General features: G+C 36.2%; 19 protein-coding genes. 7 read left to right on the plus strand and 12 right to left on the minus strand.

Annotated features, from left to right (window positions below):
• The first annotated feature begins 71 nt into the window (after positions 1–71).
• Positions 72–2,342, plus strand: a complete 2,271-nt coding sequence (locus AC4BC7_RS10960; protein ID WP_490502851.1) for a glycoside hydrolase family 65 protein — start codon at positions 72–74, stop codon at positions 2,340–2,342.
• Between the two features lie 106 nt (positions 2,343–2,448).
• Entirely contained in the window at positions 2,449–3,468 is a 1,020-nt protein-coding gene (locus tag AC4BC7_RS10965; RefSeq protein WP_490502852.1) for a LacI family DNA-binding transcriptional regulator, read from the plus strand.
• A gap of 52 nt (positions 3,469–3,520) precedes the next feature.
• Here AC4BC7_RS10965 and manA read toward each other — a convergent pair whose 3' ends face one another.
• The 5 genes from manA to AC4BC7_RS10990 all read right to left on the minus strand — a co-directional run bounded on the left by manA (position 3,521) and on the right by AC4BC7_RS10990 (position 7,933).
• A complete protein-coding gene (gene manA, locus AC4BC7_RS10970; RefSeq protein WP_490502853.1) occupies positions 3,521–4,471 on the minus strand; it encodes a mannose-6-phosphate isomerase, class I in 951 nt (316 codons plus the stop codon).
• Positions 4,472–4,506: 35 nt separating this feature from the next.
• Complete coding sequence (locus AC4BC7_RS10975; RefSeq protein ID WP_490502854.1) at positions 4,507–5,496, minus strand: serine hydrolase domain-containing protein; 990 nt, start codon at positions 5,494–5,496, stop codon at positions 4,507–4,509.
• Between the two features lie 21 nt (positions 5,497–5,517).
• Entirely contained in the window at positions 5,518–6,024 is a 507-nt protein-coding gene (locus tag AC4BC7_RS10980) for a P-loop NTPase family protein (protein ID WP_490502855.1), read from the minus strand.
• A 75-nt stretch (positions 6,025–6,099) separates the two neighbouring features.
• Entirely contained in the window at positions 6,100–6,894 is a 795-nt protein-coding gene (locus AC4BC7_RS10985; protein ID WP_490502856.1) for a VOC family protein, read from the minus strand.
• A gap of 103 nt (positions 6,895–6,997) precedes the next feature.
• Entirely contained in the window at positions 6,998–7,933 is a 936-nt protein-coding gene (locus AC4BC7_RS10990; RefSeq protein ID WP_207871791.1) for an ROK family protein, read from the minus strand.
• Positions 7,934–8,079: 146 nt separating this feature from the next.
• On the opposite strand from AC4BC7_RS10990, the gene AC4BC7_RS10995 reads away from it, so the two are divergent.
• The 3 genes from AC4BC7_RS10995 (at position 8,080) to AC4BC7_RS11005 (ending at position 9,955) form a co-directional block, all read left to right on the plus strand.
• A complete protein-coding gene (locus AC4BC7_RS10995; RefSeq protein WP_207871792.1) occupies positions 8,080–8,505 on the plus strand; it encodes an HIT family protein in 426 nt (141 codons plus the stop codon).
• On the plus strand, positions 8,506–8,859 hold the full coding sequence (locus tag AC4BC7_RS11000) for a YtxH domain-containing protein (protein WP_490502857.1): 354 nt from the start codon (positions 8,506–8,508) through the stop codon (positions 8,857–8,859).
• Positions 8,860–8,983: 124 nt separating this feature from the next.
• Positions 8,984–9,955: a peptidylprolyl isomerase gene (locus AC4BC7_RS11005; RefSeq protein ID WP_490502858.1), complete on the plus strand. Its 972-nt coding sequence runs from the start codon at positions 8,984–8,986 to the stop codon at positions 9,953–9,955.
• 169 nt (positions 9,956–10,124) lie between these two features.
• Here AC4BC7_RS11005 and AC4BC7_RS11010 read toward each other — a convergent pair whose 3' ends face one another.
• Genes AC4BC7_RS11010 through AC4BC7_RS11020 form a run of 3 tightly spaced genes read right to left on the minus strand, consistent with a single transcriptional unit; the run spans position 10,125 to position 14,961 of the window.
• Positions 10,125–11,069 (minus strand): 3'-5' exoribonuclease YhaM family protein, encoded by a 945-nt coding sequence (locus tag AC4BC7_RS11010; RefSeq protein WP_207871795.1) that lies wholly within the window; start codon positions 11,067–11,069, stop codon positions 10,125–10,127.
• A gap of 41 nt (positions 11,070–11,110) precedes the next feature.
• Complete coding sequence (locus AC4BC7_RS11015) at positions 11,111–13,777, minus strand: ATP-binding protein (protein ID WP_490502859.1); 2,667 nt, start codon at positions 13,775–13,777, stop codon at positions 11,111–11,113.
• Positions 13,777–14,961, minus strand: coding sequence for a metallophosphoesterase family protein (locus AC4BC7_RS11020; protein WP_490502860.1), 1,185 nt, complete (start codon positions 14,959–14,961; stop codon positions 13,777–13,779). The genes AC4BC7_RS11015 and AC4BC7_RS11020 overlap by 1 nt, the downstream gene beginning before the upstream one ends.
• A 258-nt stretch (positions 14,962–15,219) precedes the next feature.
• Here AC4BC7_RS11020 and AC4BC7_RS11025 point away from each other — a divergent pair, with 258 nt between their 5' ends.
• Entirely contained in the window at positions 15,220–15,777 is a 558-nt protein-coding gene (locus tag AC4BC7_RS11025) for a DUF536 domain-containing protein (protein ID WP_207871798.1), read from the plus strand.
• 128 nt (positions 15,778–15,905) lie between these two features.
• Here AC4BC7_RS11025 and AC4BC7_RS11030 read toward each other — a convergent pair whose 3' ends face one another.
• Together AC4BC7_RS11030 and AC4BC7_RS11035 are read right to left on the minus strand one after the other, a co-directional pair.
• On the minus strand, positions 15,906–16,247 hold the full coding sequence (locus tag AC4BC7_RS11030; RefSeq protein ID WP_207871801.1) for a YlbF/YmcA family competence regulator: 342 nt from the start codon (positions 16,245–16,247) through the stop codon (positions 15,906–15,908).
• 65 nt (positions 16,248–16,312) lie between these two features.
• Positions 16,313–18,490, minus strand: coding sequence for a PBP1A family penicillin-binding protein (locus AC4BC7_RS11035; RefSeq protein ID WP_490502861.1), 2,178 nt, complete (start codon positions 18,488–18,490; stop codon positions 16,313–16,315).
• Positions 18,491–18,679: 189 nt separating this feature from the next.
• Between AC4BC7_RS11035 and AC4BC7_RS11040 the strand changes: the two genes are divergently transcribed.
• Positions 18,680–19,537, plus strand: coding sequence for an RluA family pseudouridine synthase (locus AC4BC7_RS11040; protein ID WP_490502862.1), 858 nt, complete (start codon positions 18,680–18,682; stop codon positions 19,535–19,537).
• 48 nt (positions 19,538–19,585) lie between these two features.
• Here AC4BC7_RS11040 and AC4BC7_RS11045 read toward each other — a convergent pair whose 3' ends face one another.
• Entirely contained in the window at positions 19,586–20,305 is a 720-nt protein-coding gene (locus tag AC4BC7_RS11045) for a pseudouridine synthase (protein ID WP_490502863.1), read from the minus strand.
• A gap of 53 nt (positions 20,306–20,358) precedes the next feature.
• Positions 20,359–22,005 (minus strand): putative polysaccharide biosynthesis protein, encoded by a 1,647-nt coding sequence (locus AC4BC7_RS11050; protein ID WP_490502864.1) that lies wholly within the window; start codon positions 22,003–22,005, stop codon positions 20,359–20,361.
• Positions 22,006–22,119: the final 114 nt, after the last annotated feature.

Consider the following 22,119-nt stretch of genomic DNA (forward strand, 5'->3'; position numbering starts at 1 on the left):
TACACTTGACTAACGCAACCGTTTGCGTTTAATATATACATATAAAATAAACGAGCTGGAGGAAATAAATTATGCAACATATTCAACGTCTTTTTGATATTCATCCATGGAAAATTGCCACAACTAAACTTGATGTCGAAAATCGTCGTTTGCAAGAATCTTTGACAAGTATTGGAAACGGCTACATGGGTATGCGCGGTAACTTTGAAGAACATTATAGTGCAGACCACCATTTAGGAACGTATCTAGCCGGTGTCTGGTATCCTGATAAAACACGAGTTGGCTGGTGGAAAAACGGTTATCCAGAATATTTTGGTAAAGTGATTAACGCTGTGAACTTTATCGCTATGGATATCACTGTTAACGGTGAAACTGTTGACCTTTCAGTTATTAATCCGCAAGATTTTTACATGGAACTTGATATGGAAACAGGCATCTTATTACGTCGCTTTACTGTAACAGTTGGCGGTGCAACGATTGCTTTTTCTTTTGAACGTTTCTTAAGTATCGCAAAAAAAGAATTAGCTATGATTCGCATGGACGCTGAAGTTTTAGAAGGCCATGCAGCTATTCATATTGTTTCTAAACTAGATAACAACGTTCAAAATGAAGATAGTAACTACGATGAGATGTTCTGGGAGGAATTAGCCAAAGGAACGACTAATGATATTCATCATTTAACGACACGCACTGTGCCTAATGATTTTGGTATTGAACAATTTACAGTCACGTCAGCAATGGCGCACAACGTTTTACCAACAACCATTGAAACAAGTGAACTAGCGATTGCTGCTACGTTTGATTTTCAAGCGAATGCTGGCGAAAAAATTCGTTTAGAAAAAGAAGTTATCGTAGTAACTAGTCGTGATTTTGAAGAAGAAAAACAAGTAACAACCGCGATAGCATACATGACCCAGTTTGGTTCAGACTATGATGCTTTACGTCAAGAACAAGCAGATGCGTGGCGTAAACGTTGGGATTTAGCTGATGTGACAATTGAAGGCGATGACGCTGCTCAACAAGGGATTCGTTTTAACTTGTTCCAACTCTTCTCAACTTATTATGGCGAAGACGAGCGCTTAAACATTGGACCAAAAGGCTTTACAGGTGAAAAATATGGTGGTGCAACTTATTGGGATACAGAAGCGTATGCCGTACCGTTATATCTTGCTTTAGCTGATGCAAATGTCACTAAAAACTTATTAAAATACCGTCACAATCAATTACCACAAGCACAACACAATGCCCGTCAACAAGGTCTTAAAGGTGCACTTTACCCAATGGTTACTTTTACAGGAGTTGAATGCCATAATGAATGGGAAATTACCTTTGAAGAAATTCATCGTAATGGTGCAATTGCTTATGCTATTTACAACTATACAAATTACACAGGTGATACAGACTACCTTAAAACAAACGGCTTAGAAGTATTAGTCGAAATCGCACGTTTCTGGGCAGACCGCGTGCATTATTCAAAACGTAACGATGCGTATATGATTCATGGCGTAACTGGTCCAAATGAATATGAAAATAATATCAACAATAACTGGTACACTAATACAATTGCGACTTGGGTGTTAAACTATACGTTAGAAAACTACTTGCGTTATCAAGAAGAAACAACAATTACGATTTCAGAAGAAGAACAGGCGAAATGGCGTGAAATTATTGAAAAAATGTACTTCCCTGTTGATGAAGAACTTGGTGTGTTTGTCCAACATGATACATTCTTAGATAAAGATTTAATGAACGTCACTGAGTTAGATCCAAAACACTTACCATTAAATCAAAACTGGTCATGGGATCGAATTTTACGTTCTTGCTTTATCAAACAAGCGGATGTCTTACAAGGTATTTATTTCTTAGGCAATCAATTCACAAAAGAAGAAAAACGTCGTAACTTTGAATTTTATGAACCAATGACTGTTCATGAGTCTTCTCTCTCTCCTTCCATTCATGCGATCTTAGCCGCTGAATTGGGAATGGAAGACAAAGCCTTGGAAATGTACGAACGCACCGCACGTTTAGATTTAGACAACTATAACAACGATACAGAAGATGGCTTACACATTACTTCAATGACTGGTAGCTGGTTAGGAATTGTTCAAGGATTCGCTCAAATGAAAACCTTTGATGAAGTGTTAAGCTTTGCTCCTTTTGTTCCTAAAACTTGGGATTCTTATGCCTTTCATATCAACTATCGTGGGCGCCTGTTAGCTGTTTCTGTGACCCAAGAACACGTAACGTTGAAATTAATTGACGGGGAAGCCTTAACCTTAACTGTTTACAATGACAGTTACACATTAGAAGATTCTCTAGAAATCCCTGTAAAAAACAACTAGGCCTACTTACAAACGTTCATTTGTCGTTGAGGCAAATGAACGTTTTTTCAAATCAAGCTAGCAGGTAATGGTTCCCTGTGATACTATAATCGAGAGGTGGGAAAACATGAGTATTACGGTAAAAGATGTAGCAAAAAAAGCGGGCGTGGCGACATCCACCGTCTCCCGTGTCATCAATGACCATCCGAGTATTTCGGAAGAGACTAAGAAAAAAGTCCGCAAAGTAATGGATGAGTTAGGTTATACCCCGAATTTAGCTGCACGTAATCTTGGTAAACAGATTTCAAGTGCAATCGGCGTCGTATTACCGCCGTTAGATTCAAAAGAACGTATCGGTAATCCTTTTCACTTAGAGACCATTGAGACAATTAATGATGAAGCACGCAATTATGGCATGTCGGTAGCGATTGCTTCAGCACGAGACTTTGATACCCTGTTAGAAAATGTTCAGCGTATGCATCGTCAAAAGCAAGTCGATGGGTTCATTTTGACTTATTCTGATAAAGATGATCCAATTATTCGTTATTTATTAGAAGAAGCAGTCCCTTTCACTTTGATTGGGCAACCGTATATTGCGGAAGAGAAAACCATTTATGTGGATAATGACAATCAATTATTAGGTAAACAAGCAACTGAATATCTAATTGAAGAAGGTCACGAACAAATTCTCTTTGCAAGTAATATCACGCACGAGAATTTATATTATGAACGCTTTTTCGGCTATCAAAAAGCCTTAATGATGGCAAACTTGCCTGTTCATTCAGCAGCAACTTTTGAATCACCTGATGATTACGTTAGATTTGAAGAAACCTTGACCAATACGAAAGCAACAGCTATTGTGGTACTTGATGACTTATTTGCTGTACGAATCATGCAATTAGTCAATTTATACGGCTATCGAGTTCCTGAAGACATTTCTATTATCAGCTTTAACAATTCTATTTTTGCAACACTCATTCATCCCTATTTAACAAGTATGGATATCGATGTACCTTCCCTAGGTAAAATTGCCACACAACGTTTAATGGATCAATTAAACAATAAACAACAACGTAGTATTCGTGTAGTTGTTCCTCATCGCTTGATTAAACGTGAATCAGTGATGAAACGAAATGTTCAAAACTAAACAAAAAAACAAGCTTAAACCCTCTATCAAAAGGTTTAAGCTTGTTTTTTCACTATTTTTCTCCAGGTTCTGAGGCAATGATTTTTACATCACCTTGAATTTCCCAACTAGTAATTTGATCTGGCAAAATAAAGCTTGTTCCTAATTCTAGCTCATACACTTCCCCATCAACAACTAATTTTCCATAACCATCGATAACTGTTGCTAAGGTGTATGGTGCTTGTTTTACAAAATTTAATACACCTTTTACTTGCCATTCATAAACATTAAAGAAGTCGGTTTTCAAATATGTGACTACAGCAGATTCACCATGTCTTACCTCGGTAATACTTACTTCTGGTGTACGTGCAGGAACAGTTGTGACATCCACCGATTGTTGAATGTGCAACTCACGAGTTTGCCCTTGATCATCTGTTCGATCATAATCATATACGCGATAAGTGGTATCCGAACTTTGTTGGGTTTCCAAAATTAAAATACCTTTTCCAATCGCATGAATGGTGCCACTTGGAACATAGAAGAAATCGCCTTTTTTAACAGGCACGCGTACAAATAAATCATCCCAACGTTCTTCTTCAATCATTTGTGCGAGTTCTTCACGAGTGGTCGCTGAATGTCCATAAATAATTTCTGCTCCTGGTGCAGCATCAATAATATACCAACATTCCGTTTTGCCAAGCTCTCCTTCGTGTTCTAAGCCATAAGTATCATCTGGATGCACTTGAACAGATAAATCATCTTCTGCATCTAAAATTTTTATTAATAATGGGAACACTTCTTCGCTTGGTTGACCAAATAATTCCTTGTGTTCTGCCCACAATGCATCTAACATTTGTCCTTTGTAAGGCCCATTTTGTACAACACTAACGCCATGTGGATGGGCACTAATCGCCCAATCTTCACCAATATGGTCATTGGGGATATCAAAACCAAAGACGGTTTTTAATCGACTTCCTCCCCAAATTTTCTCTTGAAATACAGGTTCCATAAATAATGGTTGCATTGTTGCTCTCCTCTCGTTACTTTTCTATTGGCTTATTATAGCACGTTTTGTAATCGTTTTTCAGATAAATACTGTGCAATAATTTCATCCCTGTGTCGTTTATAGTCTTCGCGTTTATCAACAGGATGCACACGATTCGATAAAAAGGCGAATCCTTGCTGTTTCCTTGGATCGATTAGCAAAAAAGTCCCCGTGTACCCTGTATGAAAAAACATATCTTCTTTCAAATCCCAACCTAATGACCTCTTCCCGTTTTGCATAGGGGTATGATCCTGCAATAGCCACTCGATAGTTGCCGACTTTAAATAACTGCCCTCAAAATAAGTTCGCATGAACAAGTGAATATCGTCAATCGTCGTAAATAATCCTGCATTACCCGCATGCTCTCCTAAAATGCGAGCTTTAGGATCATGTGTGATTCCTTTAATGACTGTCCCATCTGCCAATTGTTGCGTAGGTACAATCCGATTAGCAGTTAGTGGTGGAAACTGACTGTTTGTCATGCCAATTGGCTTCAAGACCTCTTCTTGAAAAATGATTGTTGCGGATTTCCCTAATAATTCTTCTAACATAAATCCTAATAAAATCGTTCCTGCATCAGTATATTTCACTATTTTACCTAGGTTTTCCCCTGGTTGTAAAGTTAGATATGCTTTTTGTAATTCAAACGCAGATAATTGATCTCGATTGGGAATCCACGTTTGAATATCTGAGGTATGTGTTAATAAATGGCGTAAGGTAATTTGATCATTCGCAAAAGTAGGTAAATATTGTTTGAGTGGTGCATCTATCTGCAATTTATCTTGTTCCCATAAACGTAACACCACACTTGTTGTACAAATGACTTTAGTTAAAGAAGCGACATCAAAGACATGCTGCTGCGTCATTGCTTCTTTCTCCGGTAAAACCGCAGCGTCTCCTAAAACATGCGTCTCACTTTCTTGTTCAATAAATTGATAGACGACACCAGGAAAAACGCCTTGCGCTAGTTTTTTAGCAATCATTGCTTGCGTTTTAGGATACATCTTTTCACTCCTTTTCGATAATTAGTGATATTGTTGGTATAACTTCTCTAATTCCGATTGATTGCGAACAATAATGGTTTTATCAGGATAAGCATCTTTAATTTCTTGATAATGTTGTCTAATTGCTCTAGTGCGCCCTTGATATAAAACCCACCATAAAAACTCCCAATCAATTTTTTCTTCGCAACCTTCTGCCATGTCTGGACGAGTTTTCCCACGATAGTTAAAATAGCGAGTCACCACACGTCGCAAAGCATGCCAGCGTGGAAACAATAACAATACGATTTGATCAGCTTTCTCTAGACGCTCAGCTTGATAATAGCGTGTGTAATTTCCATCGATAACCCAATTCGCTCCAGCTGAAAATTCTTTTACAAGAGCCTTGGCTTCCTCATCGGGACGCGTCTGCCAATTTTCAATAAATTGCACCGTATCTAGATGCAAACAAGGAATCTGTTGCGTTGTGGCAATATGTTTGGCTAAGGTTGATTTTCCGCTTCCCGAATATCCTAAGATTGCTACTTTCATTCTGATACTCTCCTTTGTAAAAATGCAAAAACAAAGTCATAAGCTCTTGCATTTCGCAATAACTTATGACTTTTTCTAATGACGAACGAACCACCACTCGATGCCAACCGCATCATAAATGGTTAAAATAGATTTCTTTTTATCAATAAAAAATTCTTTTTTCAACTCACTTAAATGTTTTTCTAAGTCCAGAATATTTTCTTCACTAATAAAAAATTTTAAAAATTCTAAACCTAAAATTTCATGGCTTTCCACTGCGATAGCTTCACTTTCCGCTTTGTTTAATCCTACATGAAAAGATTGATTGTTTAAGTGATAGCCTTGTTCTTTGTTTTCAAAACCTAAAATTTCATGTAAAAATGAAGCTTCTTCGATAACTTCTATTACATTTAAGTGCACGTGTTCAAAGTGTGAATCGACAGACAAATGCGTATGTTCTCCGGTACTAGCGGCTAACAAATCTGTTTCAGACAATGCTTCATTGACTTGAGTATAAATTTCTAATTGATTCTCTTCTGGATCAGTTAGTTGAATTCGAGCTTCTGTCTCATTGAGCAAAATAGTCACTGGATAATCCGCTTTTTTCAAGCGTGCAAAAATATCACTTAATTCTGCTACACTACCTACTCGCAGTGTTAAATGCTGTAATTTTTTTACTTTACCAAAGTAATCTTGCGCACGTGGACTTTCTTCCAACCACAAATTTTCACTTTTATCTTCAACCGTTCCCATAATCGCTAAGGCATTTTCTTCCCCTTTTAAGACAAAACCAATCAAATCACGATAAAAATCAATCATTTTATCACGATCTTTGACACGAATTGCTACTGTTGCTAGTGCAGTAGTTGTGCCTAAATTAAAACCTGACATTTTTTCACGGCCTCCTTGTTTCTTCTCAAACTATTGTACTGATAAAAAAACATTCACGCAACTAAAACTCTAGATATTTTCAGAATTTTTCAACAGACTTTTTTCATGACGATTGTGATTGTTTATGTAATGGGTAAACGGCTCCAATAATTCCTGCATCGTTTTTTAATTTTGCTGGTAAAATGGGTGTCCAGCCATATTGCTTGATAAAATTAATGCTCTCATGACGCGTCTCAAGTTTTTCCATTGTTTCTTTAAGACCATTAAAAAATTGTTCATTGGCACTGATACCACCACCAATTAAAATCGCCTCTGGGTCATATTGACTGATTAAATTTATTAAACCAACCGCTAAATCTTGATGAAAACGATCAACAACTTGGCGAGCAATCGGTTCATTTTCTGTATAACGTTGTAAAATCTCACGAGCATCCCATGTTGATGTTGCTTCTGGTTGTTCTTTAATTAGCGCCTCATTGTACAAACGGCACAAGCCACCAATGACAGATATGTGAAGGTTTAAACTAGCATATTCAATATTACCTTCTTCAGGTAACTCTTTAGTAATTGCCCAGCCAAATTCACCAGCTATACCATGTGCACCACGGAAAACCTCTCCGTTAATGACAATTCCGCCACCAACACCAGTTCCTAAAACAATACATAAATAATTATCTAAATCTTGGGCATTTCCTACCCATTTTTCAGCGATTGCAACTGCATTCGCATCATTTTCAACCACAGTTACCATACCTGTACGGGCTTTAATTTCTTCTTTTAAGTTTGTGCCATATAAGGAACGAATAGCACCTGCTGTCGTCATCATTCCATCTTTTTGAATGATACCTGGTGCACTAATTCCAACACCTAAAATATCGTCATGCTTTTCCTGATACGCTTGAATAATTGCTGTAACTTGTTCTAAAAATGGTTCTTTATCTTTGGGCGTATCCAGGGCGCTTTTTTCAAAAATTTGCGCTGCATCGTCTACTAACGCATATTTAATTTGTGTCCCACCAATATCAATTCCCACGTACATAGCCAAAACTCCTTTCATCACTTTTTTCTATAGTATAGAAGAAAAAAAAAGCTTTAACAAGCACGGCTCCATTAAGAAGGAAAATAATTACAGCTAAACACTAGAATATGGTAAAGTAACTATAAAAGAAATAGGAGGAAATTTTTATGGAAAACTGTATTTTTTGTAAAATTATCAATCAAGAAATTCCAAGTTATAAAGTATATGAGGATGAAAAAATCTATGCATTCTTAGATATCACGCAAGTAACTAAAGGACATACATTAGTTATTCCTAAAAAACATGTTTCTGATGTTTTCGAATACGAAGAAGAATTAGCGGCGGACGTCTTTACACGCATTCCAAAAATTGCCCGTGCACTCGAAGCATCATTTCCTGAAATGCAAGGGTTGAATATTGTGAATAATAACCGAGAAGTAGCTTATCAAACTGTCTTTCATTCACATGTCCATTTAATCCCTCGTTATGGAAAAGATGACGATTTCTCGATGCATTTCGGTAAACACATGGATGATTATACCTCGGAAGAAATGGTTGCTATTGCTGAAAAAATCAAAGCGCAGGTGAAATAAATGAGTTTCATAAAAGGATTATTATTTGGCGCAACAGTTGGTGGCGTCAGTGGTTTATTGATGGCTCCTCGTAGCGGCAAGGAAACCCAACAAATGGTAGAGACATACATTGATGATGTCACTGAATCAACTAAAGAATTTAATGAAAGCTTACAAAATTTTCAACAGGCACTTGCTCAAACCCAGAAAACCGTTGAAGAAACGATTCCCTACTTTACGAAATCGCTACAAAAGGATGTCGAAGCCTTCAAATTTCAAGCCGAGCCTCGTCTGGCACGAATCAATGAACAAGTGGAAGAAATGAATCAATATATTGCTTCACTTCCTGTTCAAAATGAAACTAAGAAAAAGTAAAGAAAAAGATATTTGTATGAATTTTATTTGAAAGATTTTACCAACACTTTCCTTTCTGAAAAAGAGTATGGTATAGTTATGGCTATGAACATATTGAAATCTAATAACAGGAGTGCTTAATACAATGAAGAAAAAAATTCTTTTAGCAGTTGTCGGCGCAATGAGTGTTTTCACGCTAGCTGCTTGCTCAGGTAACACAAATACAGAAATCGCAACGATGAAAGGTGCTAAATTAACCGTTGAAGATTTTTATGAGAAAGCAAAAACCGATCAAAACAGTCAACAAATTGTTTTTGACATGATTTTATCAGAAGTTTTCACATCAAAATACGGCGATAAAGTAACAGACAAAGACGTTGAAAAAGAAATTACAAATGTTTTTGGTGATACTTTCGAAGATCAATTAAAAGCTTCTGGCATGTCTCGTAAAGAAGTTGAAAATAGTATTCGTGAAAGCTTAGCCTTTAAAGAAGGTTTGAAAGCTCACGTAGACTTAACAGATGCTGACTTGAAAGCTGCTTGGGATTCTTTCCATCCAGAAGTTGAAGCACAATTAATTGCAGTAACATCTGAAGATGAAGCAAAAGAAGTAAAAGAAGAAGTAAGTAAAAAAGATGCTGATTTTGGTAAAGTTGCCAAAGAAAAATCAGTTGATGCTTCAAAAGAAGATAGTGGTAAAGTGAAATTTGACTCATCAACAGCTGCTACAACAATTCCTGAAGAAGTAAAAGCTGCTGCTTGGGATTTAAAAGATGGTGAAATTTCTGAACCAATCGCTGTAAACTCTGCATATGGTACAAGCTACTATGTAGTGAAAATGGTGAAAAACCAATCAAAAGGCAATGACATGTCTAAATACGAAGACAAGATTAAAGAAATTGCTACTGATACAAAATTAAACGATAGCGAATTTACAACAAAAGCTATTGGTGAAGAATTAGTTGACGCAAATGTAAAAATCAAAGATGAAGCATTCTCAAATATTCTAACAAACTTCATTGATGCAGCAGAAACTAAAACATCTTCAGACTCTGATGCCAAAGAATCTACTACAAAAGAATCAGAAACAAACGCATCAACTGAAGAAAGCAAATAATTCTCAAAAACAGGCGTTAAGTACGGATGTACTTAACGCCTGTTTTTACGTCTTACTATAGAATTTCAATTCAGTAATTTCGTTTTTAACGAATAAAAAAAACTCTATACGATTATCAAAGAAGGAATCGTATAGAGTAAGATTTATTTTTGATTGTAGCAATTAAGTTTTAAATATTTTTTGGGACATAAAAGCTACGGTTATCCAAACCAAAAATACGATCTGTATATTCGCCAGGTTCAGTTTGACGAATGGAGGTTAAGAGCATTTGCATCGAAGCATCTAAATTGTCAATTTGATGCAAAATTTCTGCTTCCATAATTCGTGGACGAACAGGAGAACCATATTCTAATAGACCATGATGCGACAGTACCATATGACGCAAAACAACTACATCTTCATCACGTTCATCAATTTTTAGCGCCAAACAAGCTTTAGTAATTTCTTCATCAACTAAAACCAAATGCCCTACTAAATTCCCCACTAGCGTATATTCTGTTGACATTGGTCCACTCAACTCTATTACTTTGCCCAAATCATGTAAAATAATACCTGCGTAAAGCAAGGAAGCATTTAATTCAGAATATTCGCGAACGATTGCTTTACCTAGGCGAAGCATCGTTGTAGTATGGTAAGCAAGTCCGCCAGCAAACGCATGATGGTTTCGTTTAGCTGCTGGATATTCAAAAAATTCTTTTTTGTATTGGTTTAATAAGAAACGAACAATTCGGTTCCAATGAGGATTAGTAATTTCAAAAAGCACTTGGCTAATTTCTTCTTCCATCGCTTCTTTTTGAATTGGTGCTCGTTCCATGTATAAACTTGGGTCATTCGGTTCTTCCGCTTTTGCTGTGCGCAATTGTAAAATTTTCACTTGAGGGTTTCCTTGATACACTTCTCTTTTTCCAGTTAGATAGACCACACGTCCAGCTTCAAAACGCTTAATTTCATCTTCAGAAGCATCCCAAAACTTACCATCCAATGTCCCTGATGTGTCTTGAAATGTAAAAGCAATAAATTTTTTGCCATTTTTTGCCATGCGTACATCCGCATTTTTGACTAATACAAATGCATGAAACTCTTCGTCTACTGCCAATTCTCGTAATTTTTTCATTTGTTTAACGCTCTGCTTTACCTAGGTAAAACAAGCGTCTCTCACATCCTTTGCTTAATTTCAATTACTGGTTGTTGCAGCCTTTGATAATAGCTTACCATTTCTTGATCAGAAGACAAACAAATGACTTGGTGTTTTTTTCCAAATTCTGCAAACAATTTCGCTAACTGTTCTTTACGTAAACTATCATAATGCAACCAACCATCGTCAATAATGACTGGACTTACCATTGATTGTCCTTGTAAAGATAAATACGCAAAACGCACAGCCATAATCAGTTGATCTTTTGTTCCAGTGGAAAGCGTATAAATATCCAGAAGTGTCTGGTCAGAAGCAACGTGTAAGACACCTTCGCTTAATAATACTTGGTTATAACGCTCATTGGTTAATAACTCAAAATAATGCGAAGCTTGTTGTAGTAACTGTGGCAATTGTTGTTCGGATAGTTCAGTCGCTAAATCACTTAAGCTCGCACTCAAGACTTGATTGGTACTCCAAGTAATTGCTAATTCTTGAATTTCTGAAAGCAATCGACTTTCCTCTTGATACAATTCATCTAAAACACCATCAATTTGTAGATGCTCAATTTGTAATTGCACACGTTGTTTTTCTTCTAAAAGTTGAGAACTTTCTTGTTGAAGCACCTCTTGCTTTTCTTGAACAATTTGTAATTGAATGGTTAATTCGTCGAAACGCATTTTTTTAGGAAAAATAGGGGTTAAGAGATGCGTTAATTCTGCTTTTCGTTCTGCCTGTTTTTGTTGCTGTTCCCATTGCTTCATCCACAAAGGAATTTCAGTAGGATGTTCTAACCCAAATTTTTCCAGTAAGTTTTGGTATTTCGCAAATAAAGCATGCTGTTCTTCTTTACTACGTTTTAATTGTTGCGCAATTAACGTACTTGGTTGTTGCAAGCGCGTTAACTTAATATCTTGCATTTTATCTGAAAATTCTTCTAGCACTGTTAATTTTTCTTGAATCGCTTTATTTTCTAAAGGTAGCCATTCACTAAACAGTTGAAAGTCTTCTTCAATTTTTGCTAATTCATTGATAAGTTGTTCGTGTTGTTTGGTACTCTTTGCTAGCAAAGCCGTGTATTCATGGAAGCTAGCCACGGCTTGTTCATATTCTTGTAAGACTTGATGCCATGTATGATAATTCGTATTATTGCCAAAAGATGGTTGCAAATAAGTTAACAGCTGCTGTTTTTCTTGCTGTGTCTGGTTCAACACTGCTGTTTCTGCTTCAATTTCAGCAGCATATGCATCTAATTGGACTAACTTTTCTTGCCACAGAGGTTTAATTTGTGATGCAGGATTAATTTTTTTATAAAAGAATAGCCCCCCACCAATCAATAAGGCACTGCCACCAATGAGCATGCCTATTACTTTTAAAGGACTGGGTAATAATACACTAAGTAAAAATAATCCCCCACCAATAGCCGGTAAAACATACGCTTGTGTATTCGTTTTTGCTAATAATTCAGGATGTTTACTTTCTATTTTGGTAATTTCTATTTCTATGGGTTCTTTTTTCTCTTTTAACCACTGAATACGCAACTCATGCTGAGAAACTTCCTCATCCAATTCTTCTAAACGGTGTAACAGCTGAAAAATTTGGTCATCCAATTCAGGTGGTGCCACCTCTTTTTTCCAACCCCAACGTTCTACAAGTTGCATTAACGTAGTATCGATTGTTTCATATTCGTCATTTAATCGATCATACTCATCCACCATTCGAACAATTGGTACTTTTTGACGTAGTAACTCTTGAATCTTGCTTTCTTTATCTAAATAAAAGAAATAATGACTCGACTCTTGCCCTTGCTCTAAACGTGATAGTTCAGCTTGCTTTTTGTTGATTTCTTCAGATAGTTGTTGATACTCTTGGTAAAAAAGACGCAACTGCTTTTGCTCTTTTTCAGTCATACTACTTTCTTTTAGCCGTAGTAATTGTTGCCATTCTTCATATAAAGGCCAATTTATTTTTTGCTGATTTAATTCTTGTTGTTGCTGTTGTAACTGCTGTAATTGTTGACGTAATTCTTTTTGTTGTTCTGTATAAACAGATAGTTGTTGATACGCTCGCTTCATATCATTTTCTTGGGCTTCTTTTTGCTGAATGGTTTCTTTTAATCGTTGCCATTCATTTAAACGTTTATTTAATGGTAATCGTTGACCGCGTGGTTTGAAAAGTTGTTGATTATTTTTATGATATTCTTGAATTTTCTGCATTAATTGTTTGCTTCCACTAATTCCCAAAGAAATCAATGCCGCATGGAGCTCTTTTTCTTGCATACGTTCAATTTGAGAAAGTTGCTCTTGTTGAAACGTAAACACTTCTTGAAATACCTCTTGACTCAGAGGAGCAATCAACTGTAGAAATAGTTTTTCATCGCCTTCTTCTGAACCAATCCATACTTTGGCTTGTCCACGATTTATTTGACGATAACGCTCAACCACAATTTCACCATAAGGTTCAATTTCTAGCCATAACTTTCCACCATAAGCAGCACCATCTTGGGGAGTATAGTCACGTTTCCGTAAATTTTTCTTGGGAAAACCAAATAACATGGCTTGAATAAATTGATACAATGTTGATTTTCCAATCTCATTTTGCCCAAATAACAGTTGATTACCTGATAAAAAATCAAATGTTTGTTGACGATAATGGCCAAAACCTGTAATTTCTGCTTTTATTATCCTCATTATTCTTCCTCACTCCAACAAAACTCTTGCTCTAGTGTTGTTTTCACTTGGGCTAATGTTTCTTCTTTCAATGTTTGTGATGAAATCGTTCGTTTAATTAGCGGATGTGTCGCTAACTCTTCAATGATTGTTTCAAAGACTTCATTTGTTTGATAGCTAGCTAATAATTGCGCCATAACTTCTTTACCTGTTAAAACTAGTTTCTCACTTTCAGGAACTGCGATTACTTCTAACTGATAAACAATCTGTTCAAAATTATTCTGTGCCAAATATTCATTTAAATACGCGATCAATTCCGGCTTTTCACGATTATTTAACCAGTCGATCGGTAAATGCTCCGTATCTTTCAATGAAAATTTAACTAACTGCCGCTGAGATGTTTGAAAGCATGCCTTCATAGCTTCCAAAGCATCCTTACGAGATTTCATCCCTGATAGCGATAACTCATAATCTTCCCAAGTCACTGCAGCAACCCTTTTTGTTTCGTAGTGTACTGTCAGCCCATCTAACGTGACCAATTGAACACCTGTTTCTTTTTCTTTTTGAGTATGACCTTGAGGGGTTCCTGGATAGATGATTGGAGGCGTTTTAGATAATACAGTTGGTACATGAATATGTCCCAATGCCCAATAATCGTAATTTTTTTGTTTCATTTCTTGAATCTGAAAAGGCGCAAAACGCTCACCATTACTGTCTCCGTGATACATTCCAATGTGATAAGTTGCTGCTTTTTTAGGAAATTCACTCACTTTGGACGTGGGAATCCACGGATGTTGGTAACTAAAACCACTAATTGCATAACTTTCGCCTGTCTTATTTTTTCCATGTATCGTTCGTACTTTTTCTTCTGTAAATAAATGAATATTCTCAGGAAAATCAAACCAGTAACGCTCTTTTTCAAAATAATCATGATTACCAAAAATCATATAGACTGGAATATCTTGTTCCTTCAAACGATTCATTTGTTTAAAAAACTGATGTTGTGTTTTTAAGCTCGGACGATTTTGATGGAAAATATCTCCTGCAAATACTAAAAAATCAACTTGTTCATCTAAAGCTAGTGTCACAATTTTTTCTAATACTTGGTTATTCGCAAGAGGTAACTCTTTGACTTGCGTAATTAAATGCAATCCTTCAAAGGTTCGATCAAAATGTAAATCCGCACAATGAATAAATCGCAACATAATTCAAAATCCTCCTCTTTTTCCTATTATTTTACCATTTTTTCAAATTCTAGTCAGCAAAATGCGAAAATTCGTTCGCATTAAGCGAAAAATTAACATTACTTTGTGATTACCTCGGTAAAATAATGCGCTTACGTAGAAAAAAATAAAAAAATAAAGATTTTTCAAGCATTTCTAGTAATTTTATGATAAAATCTATCTATTGAAAACACTTAGTTAGTACCTAAGTAATTACTAGGTAAAGGAGAAATGGGAATTATGACAGAACAAACAGGCAAAACACTCACTCAATTAGCCAATGAATTGGGTGTATCACGCGATAAAGTCATCTATCGTTATAAAAAACTACCTGAAGATCATTACTACAAAGAAAACAACACAATTTATATTAAAGAAAACGGGGTTCAACGTATCATTGATGAGTTAGGGGAAGACATCAATGAAGAAGGCACACAAAATGAGGTAAGTAGCCCAATCAACGATTATTTAATTGAGCAATTAGCTAAAAAAGATGAACAAATTGAACAATTACAAAAATTAATCGATCAACAGCAACAACTAAATGCAGAAGATAAAAAATTAATCAAAGAACTTCATCAATATTTTGCTTTAGAAGCTCCTAAAGAACCCAATGAAGAAGATGACAAACGTTCTGTTGAGCTAGAAGCACAAGTGGCTAAGCTAGAAGAACAAATGAAAAAAGCTGAAGCATTAACTACAGAAAAAGAGCAACTAGAAAAAGAATTAGCAGAGTTAAAAGCTGATCTAGAAGCGAAGAAAAAGAAATGGTACCAATTCTGGAAAAAGAAAAATTAATTAAAAAAATCCAAAACAACATTCGTAAATAGTTTCAAACAATAAAAAATATCGACACAAAAACTTGGAAAAAGTTTTGTGCCGATATTTTTTTGTAGAGGTTGGTGTTTCCCAAACTCTCCTGTTGTTTAGTCTTGATATAATTCTCTTAATGGTGTCATAATGATGCGGTTCAAGTCATTGATTACTGTACTAAATGCTTGTTCAACACGCATTAAATCAGCAATTAATTCTTCTTGTTGAATTTCTACAGCTAATGCTTGTGCTTTTTCTGCATCTTCATCTGTCATTTCTTCACCAGCAGCCATTTTTTCTTGAAGTGAAATTTGGAATTCTTGGAATTGTTTAAACAAACCATAAGCTTTTTCATCTGCTTTTAGTTTTGTAAATGTGTCACTTAATTCTTGGAATTGCTCCATATCACGAATTTCACGTTCTAATTGATTCGCTGTATCATAAATGTTAGACATAATTGTCCCTCGCTTTTCTTTAAGTTAGTTATATTGTAACATGTTCTATTTCATGTGGCTAATGCTTATCTTAAACGGTCACGAATGCCGCGGAATAGGTCTTTAGCCCCTTCTTTCACTTTTTCGCCAAATTTCTGCATGCCATCTTTCGCATCTTCTGTAAATTTATTTAAGTCATCTTGCCATGGCTGATCGTCTTCGGTAGTGGTTTGTTCTTCAGGAGCTTCATCTGGTGACATGACTTTGCCCCCTGTCCAATAAGCATCTGCTACAGTAAAGTTGGTTCCTGATGTGTAAGGTAAAATACTGTCTGCTTGCGCTTTAAAGATTGGTCCTACTGTTTCACCACTAGTTCCTTCTAAATAATGATCTTTACTTGTTTGTTCAAATCCCAACCAAGTTGAAATCACTACATCTGGTGTATAGCCGACAATCCATTGGTCATTGTTTTTAGTTGCGTCAAAGTTGGTTTCTGTTGTTCCTGTTTTTCCAGCAACTGTATAGTTATACGGTGCAGCTTCCATTGCGGTACCATTTGAAAAGGTTCCTAACAACATACTGGTCATTTCATTGGCTGTTTCTTGAGAAATTACTTTTTTCCCTTTAGGTTGTGTATTGTCAACAATAACTGCACCGGTTGAGTCAATAATTTTGGTAATCAAATGCGGTGTATACAAAGTTCCACCATTTGCAAATACACCATATGCTCCTGCCATGGTCATTGGTGATACCCCATATTCTAAGCCACCCAATGCTACGCCCCAATATTTATCAGAGTCGGTTAAGTTCAAGCCAAATGCTTTGGCTTTGTTGTAACCTTTATCCAAGCCAATTTCATGTAACAACCATACTGCGGGTAAATTCAGACTACGCGCGACTGCTTGATACATCGGAACTTCATTTTCATAAGTACCACTGTAATTTTTTGCATCGTAATAACTTTGTGGTTCATCTTTTAAAATACTATCTGGTTTGTAACCAGCTTCTAAGGCCGGTGCATATACACTCAATGGTTTAATCGTAGAACCTGGTGAACGTCTCATATCTGTCGCAAAGTTAAATCCTCTAAAAGTGTAATCTCCACGACGACCAATTAAACCACGAACACCACCTGTACCAGGGTCTAAGGCCACAGATGCTGATTGAACCATCGTCCCATCTTCCGCATTTGGTGGAAAATAACCATTTTCTGCATAAGTATCTTGCATAGCAACTTGGTAATTTTGATCTAATGCTGTATAAATCTTATACCCACGATTCATTAAATCATCGTCATCAATCCCATACTCACGTTCTGCTTCATTAATTACTGCATCAAAGTAATAGGGATATTGATACCCGGCATCCGTTTGATTGTAAGCATCATACAATAAATCAGTGATTGCCACTTGACTCTCTTGATCGGCTGAAGTTTGGTCTAATTTGCCATTTTCTACCATCAACTGTAAGACAGTGTCGCGACGATTGGTTGCAGCTTCTGGTTCGTCAATTGGATTATAAATCGATGGCCCTTTTAGCATCCCAATTAAAGTCGCTGCTTCACCAATAGTTACGTCTGTTGCATCCACACCAAAATATTTTTTCGCTGCGTCTTGAATGCCCCAAACACCATTTCCATAATAAGATGTATTTAAGTACATTGCTAAAATTTCGTCTTTAGAATATTTCTTTTCAATTTCAATTGCTAAAAATATTTCTTTGGCTTTTCGGTTAAAGGTTTGATCAATCGTTAAATAGGCATTTTTGGCTAACTGCTGGGTGATAGTACTACCACCACCGCCACTAGTGCTGCGATTGATAAGCATCCGAACTGCTGCTCGGCCAATCCCTTTAATATCAAACCCATGATGTGAATAAAAACTACGGTCTTCAGTCGAAATAACTGCGTCAACCACATAAGGTGATACATGATCTAAATCAACATATGTTCCTTTTTGAGCAGACATTCGTCCAGCTTCTTGATTCTCTTTATCATAAATTATCGTAGATTCACGTAATCCTGATTCTAGCTCTGAAACCTTGGTTGTTTTTGCAATATAAAATAAGTAGACACTCATAACTAATGCGCCAACTAATGCCAATAAAATAATAATTTTATTCACATGATATTTTTTCCAAACTCGCTTGCGCCATTGATGGAATTGAACAAGATAAGGTTTCATCCATTGCCAAAAACGAATCAAATATTCTTTTATAATACCTAAATATTTTTTTATTGTAGCTAAAAAGCGCTGAAAATCCATCGCTTCCCCTCCTCTAACAAAGTGTAGCATATTTTTCTAATAAGAAAATACGACTAGAGACGTAAGTTACGTCATTTTAACATAGACTTCGACTTTGCCTAGTTTACCATTGAATTGTCACATTTTCGTTGTTTTTTTCTTAAAAAAGCGTTAAAGATGATATAATGACAGACGAAAGGAGCGTTGGCTGTGGAATATTCAATTACTTTACCTGCTTCACAACAACCAATGACAATTCGTGACTTACTTGAAAAGGAGTGGCTAGTTCCTCGTAAAGTTCGTCATTTTTTACGCATACGAAAAAATGTCTTACTCAACAATGAACTTGCGATGTTTCATCAAGAGGTCCACGCAGGTGATACTCTTACCTTGCGTTTAGAAGAAACAGATTATACTTATCAAGAAATTCATCTTGGCAACAAAAAAAATATTCATCCTCTATTTGAAGATGAACACATTATTTTAGTCAATAAACCAGCGGGTGTAAAAACTCACCCAAACCAACCAGATGAAACAGAGACACTTTTAAATGATTTAGCGGCTTATCTTGCTGAAAAAAACCAAAGAGCTTATGTGGTCCATCGCTTAGATAAAGAAACAAGCGGGGTAATTTTATTTGCCAAAAATCCTTTAGTCTTACCGATTTTAGGACGTCTATTAGAACAAAAAGCGATCTATCGCCGTTATCAAGCAGTTGTTTGGGGTAAATTAAACAACGATACCACCATTCATAAAAAAATGGGTCGTGATCGTCACGACCGCCGTAAACGCGTCATTGATGAGCGCAAAGGCAAAACAGCCATTACGCATGTTGAAGTGCATGCAGTCCATCAAAAAACTAGTGAGATTTATTGTGTGCTAGACACGGGACGCACCCATCAAATTCGCGTTCACCTTGCAAGTGTTGGTCATCCCATTGTTGGTGATCCTTTATATCAAACCAAAAAAGGGCCGCGTTTGTTGCTCCATGCCTATGAAATGTTTTTAGTTCATCCTTTTACCAAAGAACAAATGCATATCGTTGCGACTCCTGGATTGTGGGAATAAGAAAAAAAAGCTTTGATTCGGCTTGGATCAAAGCTTTTTTAACAATTACTAATTTTTTTGCTCCAGACGAGTCCGTTCTGCTTCGGTTAAAACACGATGTTCTCCGTAATCAAGCGTTGCATCTAAAACTAATCCACCCATGCGAATACGTTTTAAATACGTTACCTCTTTACCAACCGCTTGGACCATTCGTTTGACTTGGTGAAATTTTCCTTCATGCAAAATCAAACGAATTTCTGAAGTTTCTTCCTCCTCGTCAATGGTATCAATCATTAATTTAGCAGGAAGACAGGCTTCCCCATCAATTGTGAGTCCTTTTTCAAAAGCTTCAATGTCCGCTTGAGTCATCACACCAGCTATTTGTGCATAGTATTCTTTTTCTACATGACGTTTCGGTGATAGTAGTCGATGTGCTAAGGCACCATCATTGGTGATAACTAATAATCCTTCTGTATCTTTATCTAAACGTCCAACTGGAAATAAATCCTCACGATAATGTTCATCATCAAATAAATCCATCACGGTTTCATCGTAATCATCAATCGTAGCTGAAATTACGCCAGCTGGTTTATTTAATAAGTAATAAAAATATTTTTGATAAACGACAGGCTCCCCATCAAAAAATACAGTATCTTCATTTTCTTTCACTTGGAATTTATCAGATTTAATGACTGTTCCGTTGACTGAAACCAATCCTTTTTTAATAAAGTTTTTCACTTCTTTTCGTGAGCCAAAATCCATATCGGCTAAATATTTATCTAATCGCATTTTTTCTCCTTTCAACAGAAAAGTTCGGAAGAGATTTCCTTCCGAACCTATCACTATTTAATGTGTAATTTCGTTCTAAAACGTGCCATACCTGAGCCTAATAACTTGTCTGCTAAACGCAATTTCAATGCCATATAAACGTAAACAAGTGCCCCAACACCTGCGACAATTATAATAATAATAAATGACTGAACTTTACTATCTGGGCTTAAAACTAATTCTAAGCCAAATTTTGTAAGACCTGCAAATAAAACCATAATCGCAGTCATAACAGCAATCAATGCTGTACGTTTCCACGTTAAACGTGCGTTGAAACGCGTCTTCTTATGAATTTTCCATAAATTCAGGTAACAAGCAACGCTCATCCCTAGTGTAGTTGAAACAATGGGTCCATAAGCTTCTAACATGCGGATGCAAATTGTCTGTGTGGCAATTTTAACAATTAAACCAATCACAAAAAATAATACTGCTGAACCATTTTCATACATTCCTTGTAACATCATGGAAGTTACCATAAATAACCCTTGTGCTAAACCAGAAATACACACAGCAATTAATAAATTCGCTCCTAATTGATCAGGTTTATAAAACATTGTGTTTAACGGATAAGCTAAAATCATCATACCTAAAGTAGCTGGTAACATGACAAATGCGTAAAGTTGTAAATTATTTGTAACTAATTTTGCCATTCCCTTATAGTCTTGTTTTGCATACGATTCTGTCAATAATGGCATCCCAACAATTGCCATTGAAGTGGCTAAACCAATAACTACCATTGATAATTTATCTGGATTTCCACCAAATAAAGCCATCAAAGCAATCAATTGATTTTTAGAGTATTCTGTAAAACCACTCATTGTGTGAACAAATGTATATTGGTCAACTAATTTGAAAATTGTGAGCCCTGCACCTAAAATAATGAACGGTATCGCTTCTTTAACTGTCGATATCAATAATTTAATCGTATCTACATTACCAGTTTCTTTGCTGTTTTCTGCTAAAATATCCATTTTGATTTTTTCTTTACGGAAATAATAAATTAAAATCCCTGTTCCCGCTAACGCACCAATAAAAGCACCAAATGTTGATTGTGTAACTGCAGCAACATAATCGCCATCACCTAGTTTCATAATCATAAAGGTGGCAATTAACATATAAATAACACGTGCGACTTGTTCTACTAACTGGGAAATCGCAAATGGCGCAATATTTTGAATTCCTTGGAAATATCCTCGAATTACACTCATCACTGGAATAACTAAAATTGCAACACTTAACGAACGCATTGATGGAATCAAATCGACACCACCACCAGCAGCTTGTGACAACACTGGCGCAGCAAAATACATAATTAAAGCACTAATCAGCCCTAAAATTGCCATTGCTTGCAAGGAACGATGGAATAGACGCTGACTTGTACGGTACTCTTGTCTTGAATTATGATAAGCGACTTGTTTGGCAATCGCTGCAGGAATTCCCGCAGTTGAAACCATGATGAAAAGCGCATATACATTATATCCCATGTTAAACAAGGCATTTGCCACATCGCCGTACTCACCCATCCAATAATACCAAGGCAAAATATAGATAACGCCCATCAAACGAGAGCCAATATTGCCAATGGTCATCCAAGCAGAACCACGCGCCATTTTGTCTTCATTTGTCAATTCAGATGAAGCCTGTTTTGTATTATCTGTCATTGAGTTCTTCTCCACTTTCTTTCATACATATCTCTTATTCTAATGCGAAATGCTCTTTGTCGCAATCTATTTTTCTATTCGTTACACCCTTTTAATATTTCAACTTGCGAAAAT

This window comes from Enterococcus sp. AMC1623 (assembly GCF_058216495.1).

Bases quoted from the DNA above. Each gene is read 5' to 3' on its own strand.
- manA (WP_490502853.1), bottom strand. From the start codon at position 4,471: ATGCAACCATTATTTATGGAACCTGTATTTCAAGAGAAAATTTGGGGA.
- AC4BC7_RS11035 (WP_490502861.1), bottom strand. From the start codon at position 18,490: ATGGATTTTCAGCGCTTTTTAGCTACAATAAAAAAATATTTAGGTATT.
- AC4BC7_RS11010 (WP_207871795.1), bottom strand. From the start codon at position 11,069: ATGAAAAAATTACGAGAATTGGCAGTAGACGAAGAGTTTCATGCATTT.
- AC4BC7_RS11015 (WP_490502859.1), bottom strand. From the start codon at position 13,777: ATGAGGATAATAAAAGCAGAAATTACAGGTTTTGGCCATTATCGTCAA.
- AC4BC7_RS10985 (WP_490502856.1), bottom strand. From the start codon at position 6,894: ATGTCAGGTTTTAATTTAGGCACAACTACTGCACTAGCAACAGTAGCA.
- AC4BC7_RS11020 (WP_490502860.1), bottom strand. From the start codon at position 14,961: ATGTTGCGATTTATTCATTGTGCGGATTTACATTTTGATCGAACCTTT.
- AC4BC7_RS10975 (WP_490502854.1), bottom strand. From the start codon at position 5,496: ATGTATCCTAAAACGCAAGCAATGATTGCTAAAAAACTAGCGCAAGGC.
- AC4BC7_RS10980 (WP_490502855.1), bottom strand. From the start codon at position 6,024: ATGAAAGTAGCAATCTTAGGATATTCGGGAAGCGGAAAATCAACCTTA.
- AC4BC7_RS10960 (WP_490502851.1), top strand. From the start codon at position 72: ATGCAACATATTCAACGTCTTTTTGATATTCATCCATGGAAAATTGCC.
- AC4BC7_RS11050 (WP_490502864.1), bottom strand. From the start codon at position 22,005: ATGACAGATAATACAAAACAGGCTTCATCTGAATTGACAAATGAAGAC.
- AC4BC7_RS10965 (WP_490502852.1), top strand. From the start codon at position 2,449: ATGAGTATTACGGTAAAAGATGTAGCAAAAAAAGCGGGCGTGGCGACA.
- AC4BC7_RS10990 (WP_207871791.1), bottom strand. From the start codon at position 7,933: ATGTACGTGGGAATTGATATTGGTGGGACACAAATTAAATATGCGTTA.
- AC4BC7_RS11025 (WP_207871798.1), top strand. From the start codon at position 15,220: ATGACAGAACAAACAGGCAAAACACTCACTCAATTAGCCAATGAATTG.
- AC4BC7_RS11000 (WP_490502857.1), top strand. From the start codon at position 8,506: ATGAGTTTCATAAAAGGATTATTATTTGGCGCAACAGTTGGTGGCGTC.
- AC4BC7_RS10995 (WP_207871792.1), top strand. From the start codon at position 8,080: ATGGAAAACTGTATTTTTTGTAAAATTATCAATCAAGAAATTCCAAGT.
- AC4BC7_RS11005 (WP_490502858.1), top strand. From the start codon at position 8,984: ATGAAGAAAAAAATTCTTTTAGCAGTTGTCGGCGCAATGAGTGTTTTC.
- AC4BC7_RS11030 (WP_207871801.1), bottom strand. From the start codon at position 16,247: ATGTCTAACATTTATGATACAGCGAATCAATTAGAACGTGAAATTCGT.
- AC4BC7_RS11045 (WP_490502863.1), bottom strand. From the start codon at position 20,305: ATGCGATTAGATAAATATTTAGCCGATATGGATTTTGGCTCACGAAAA.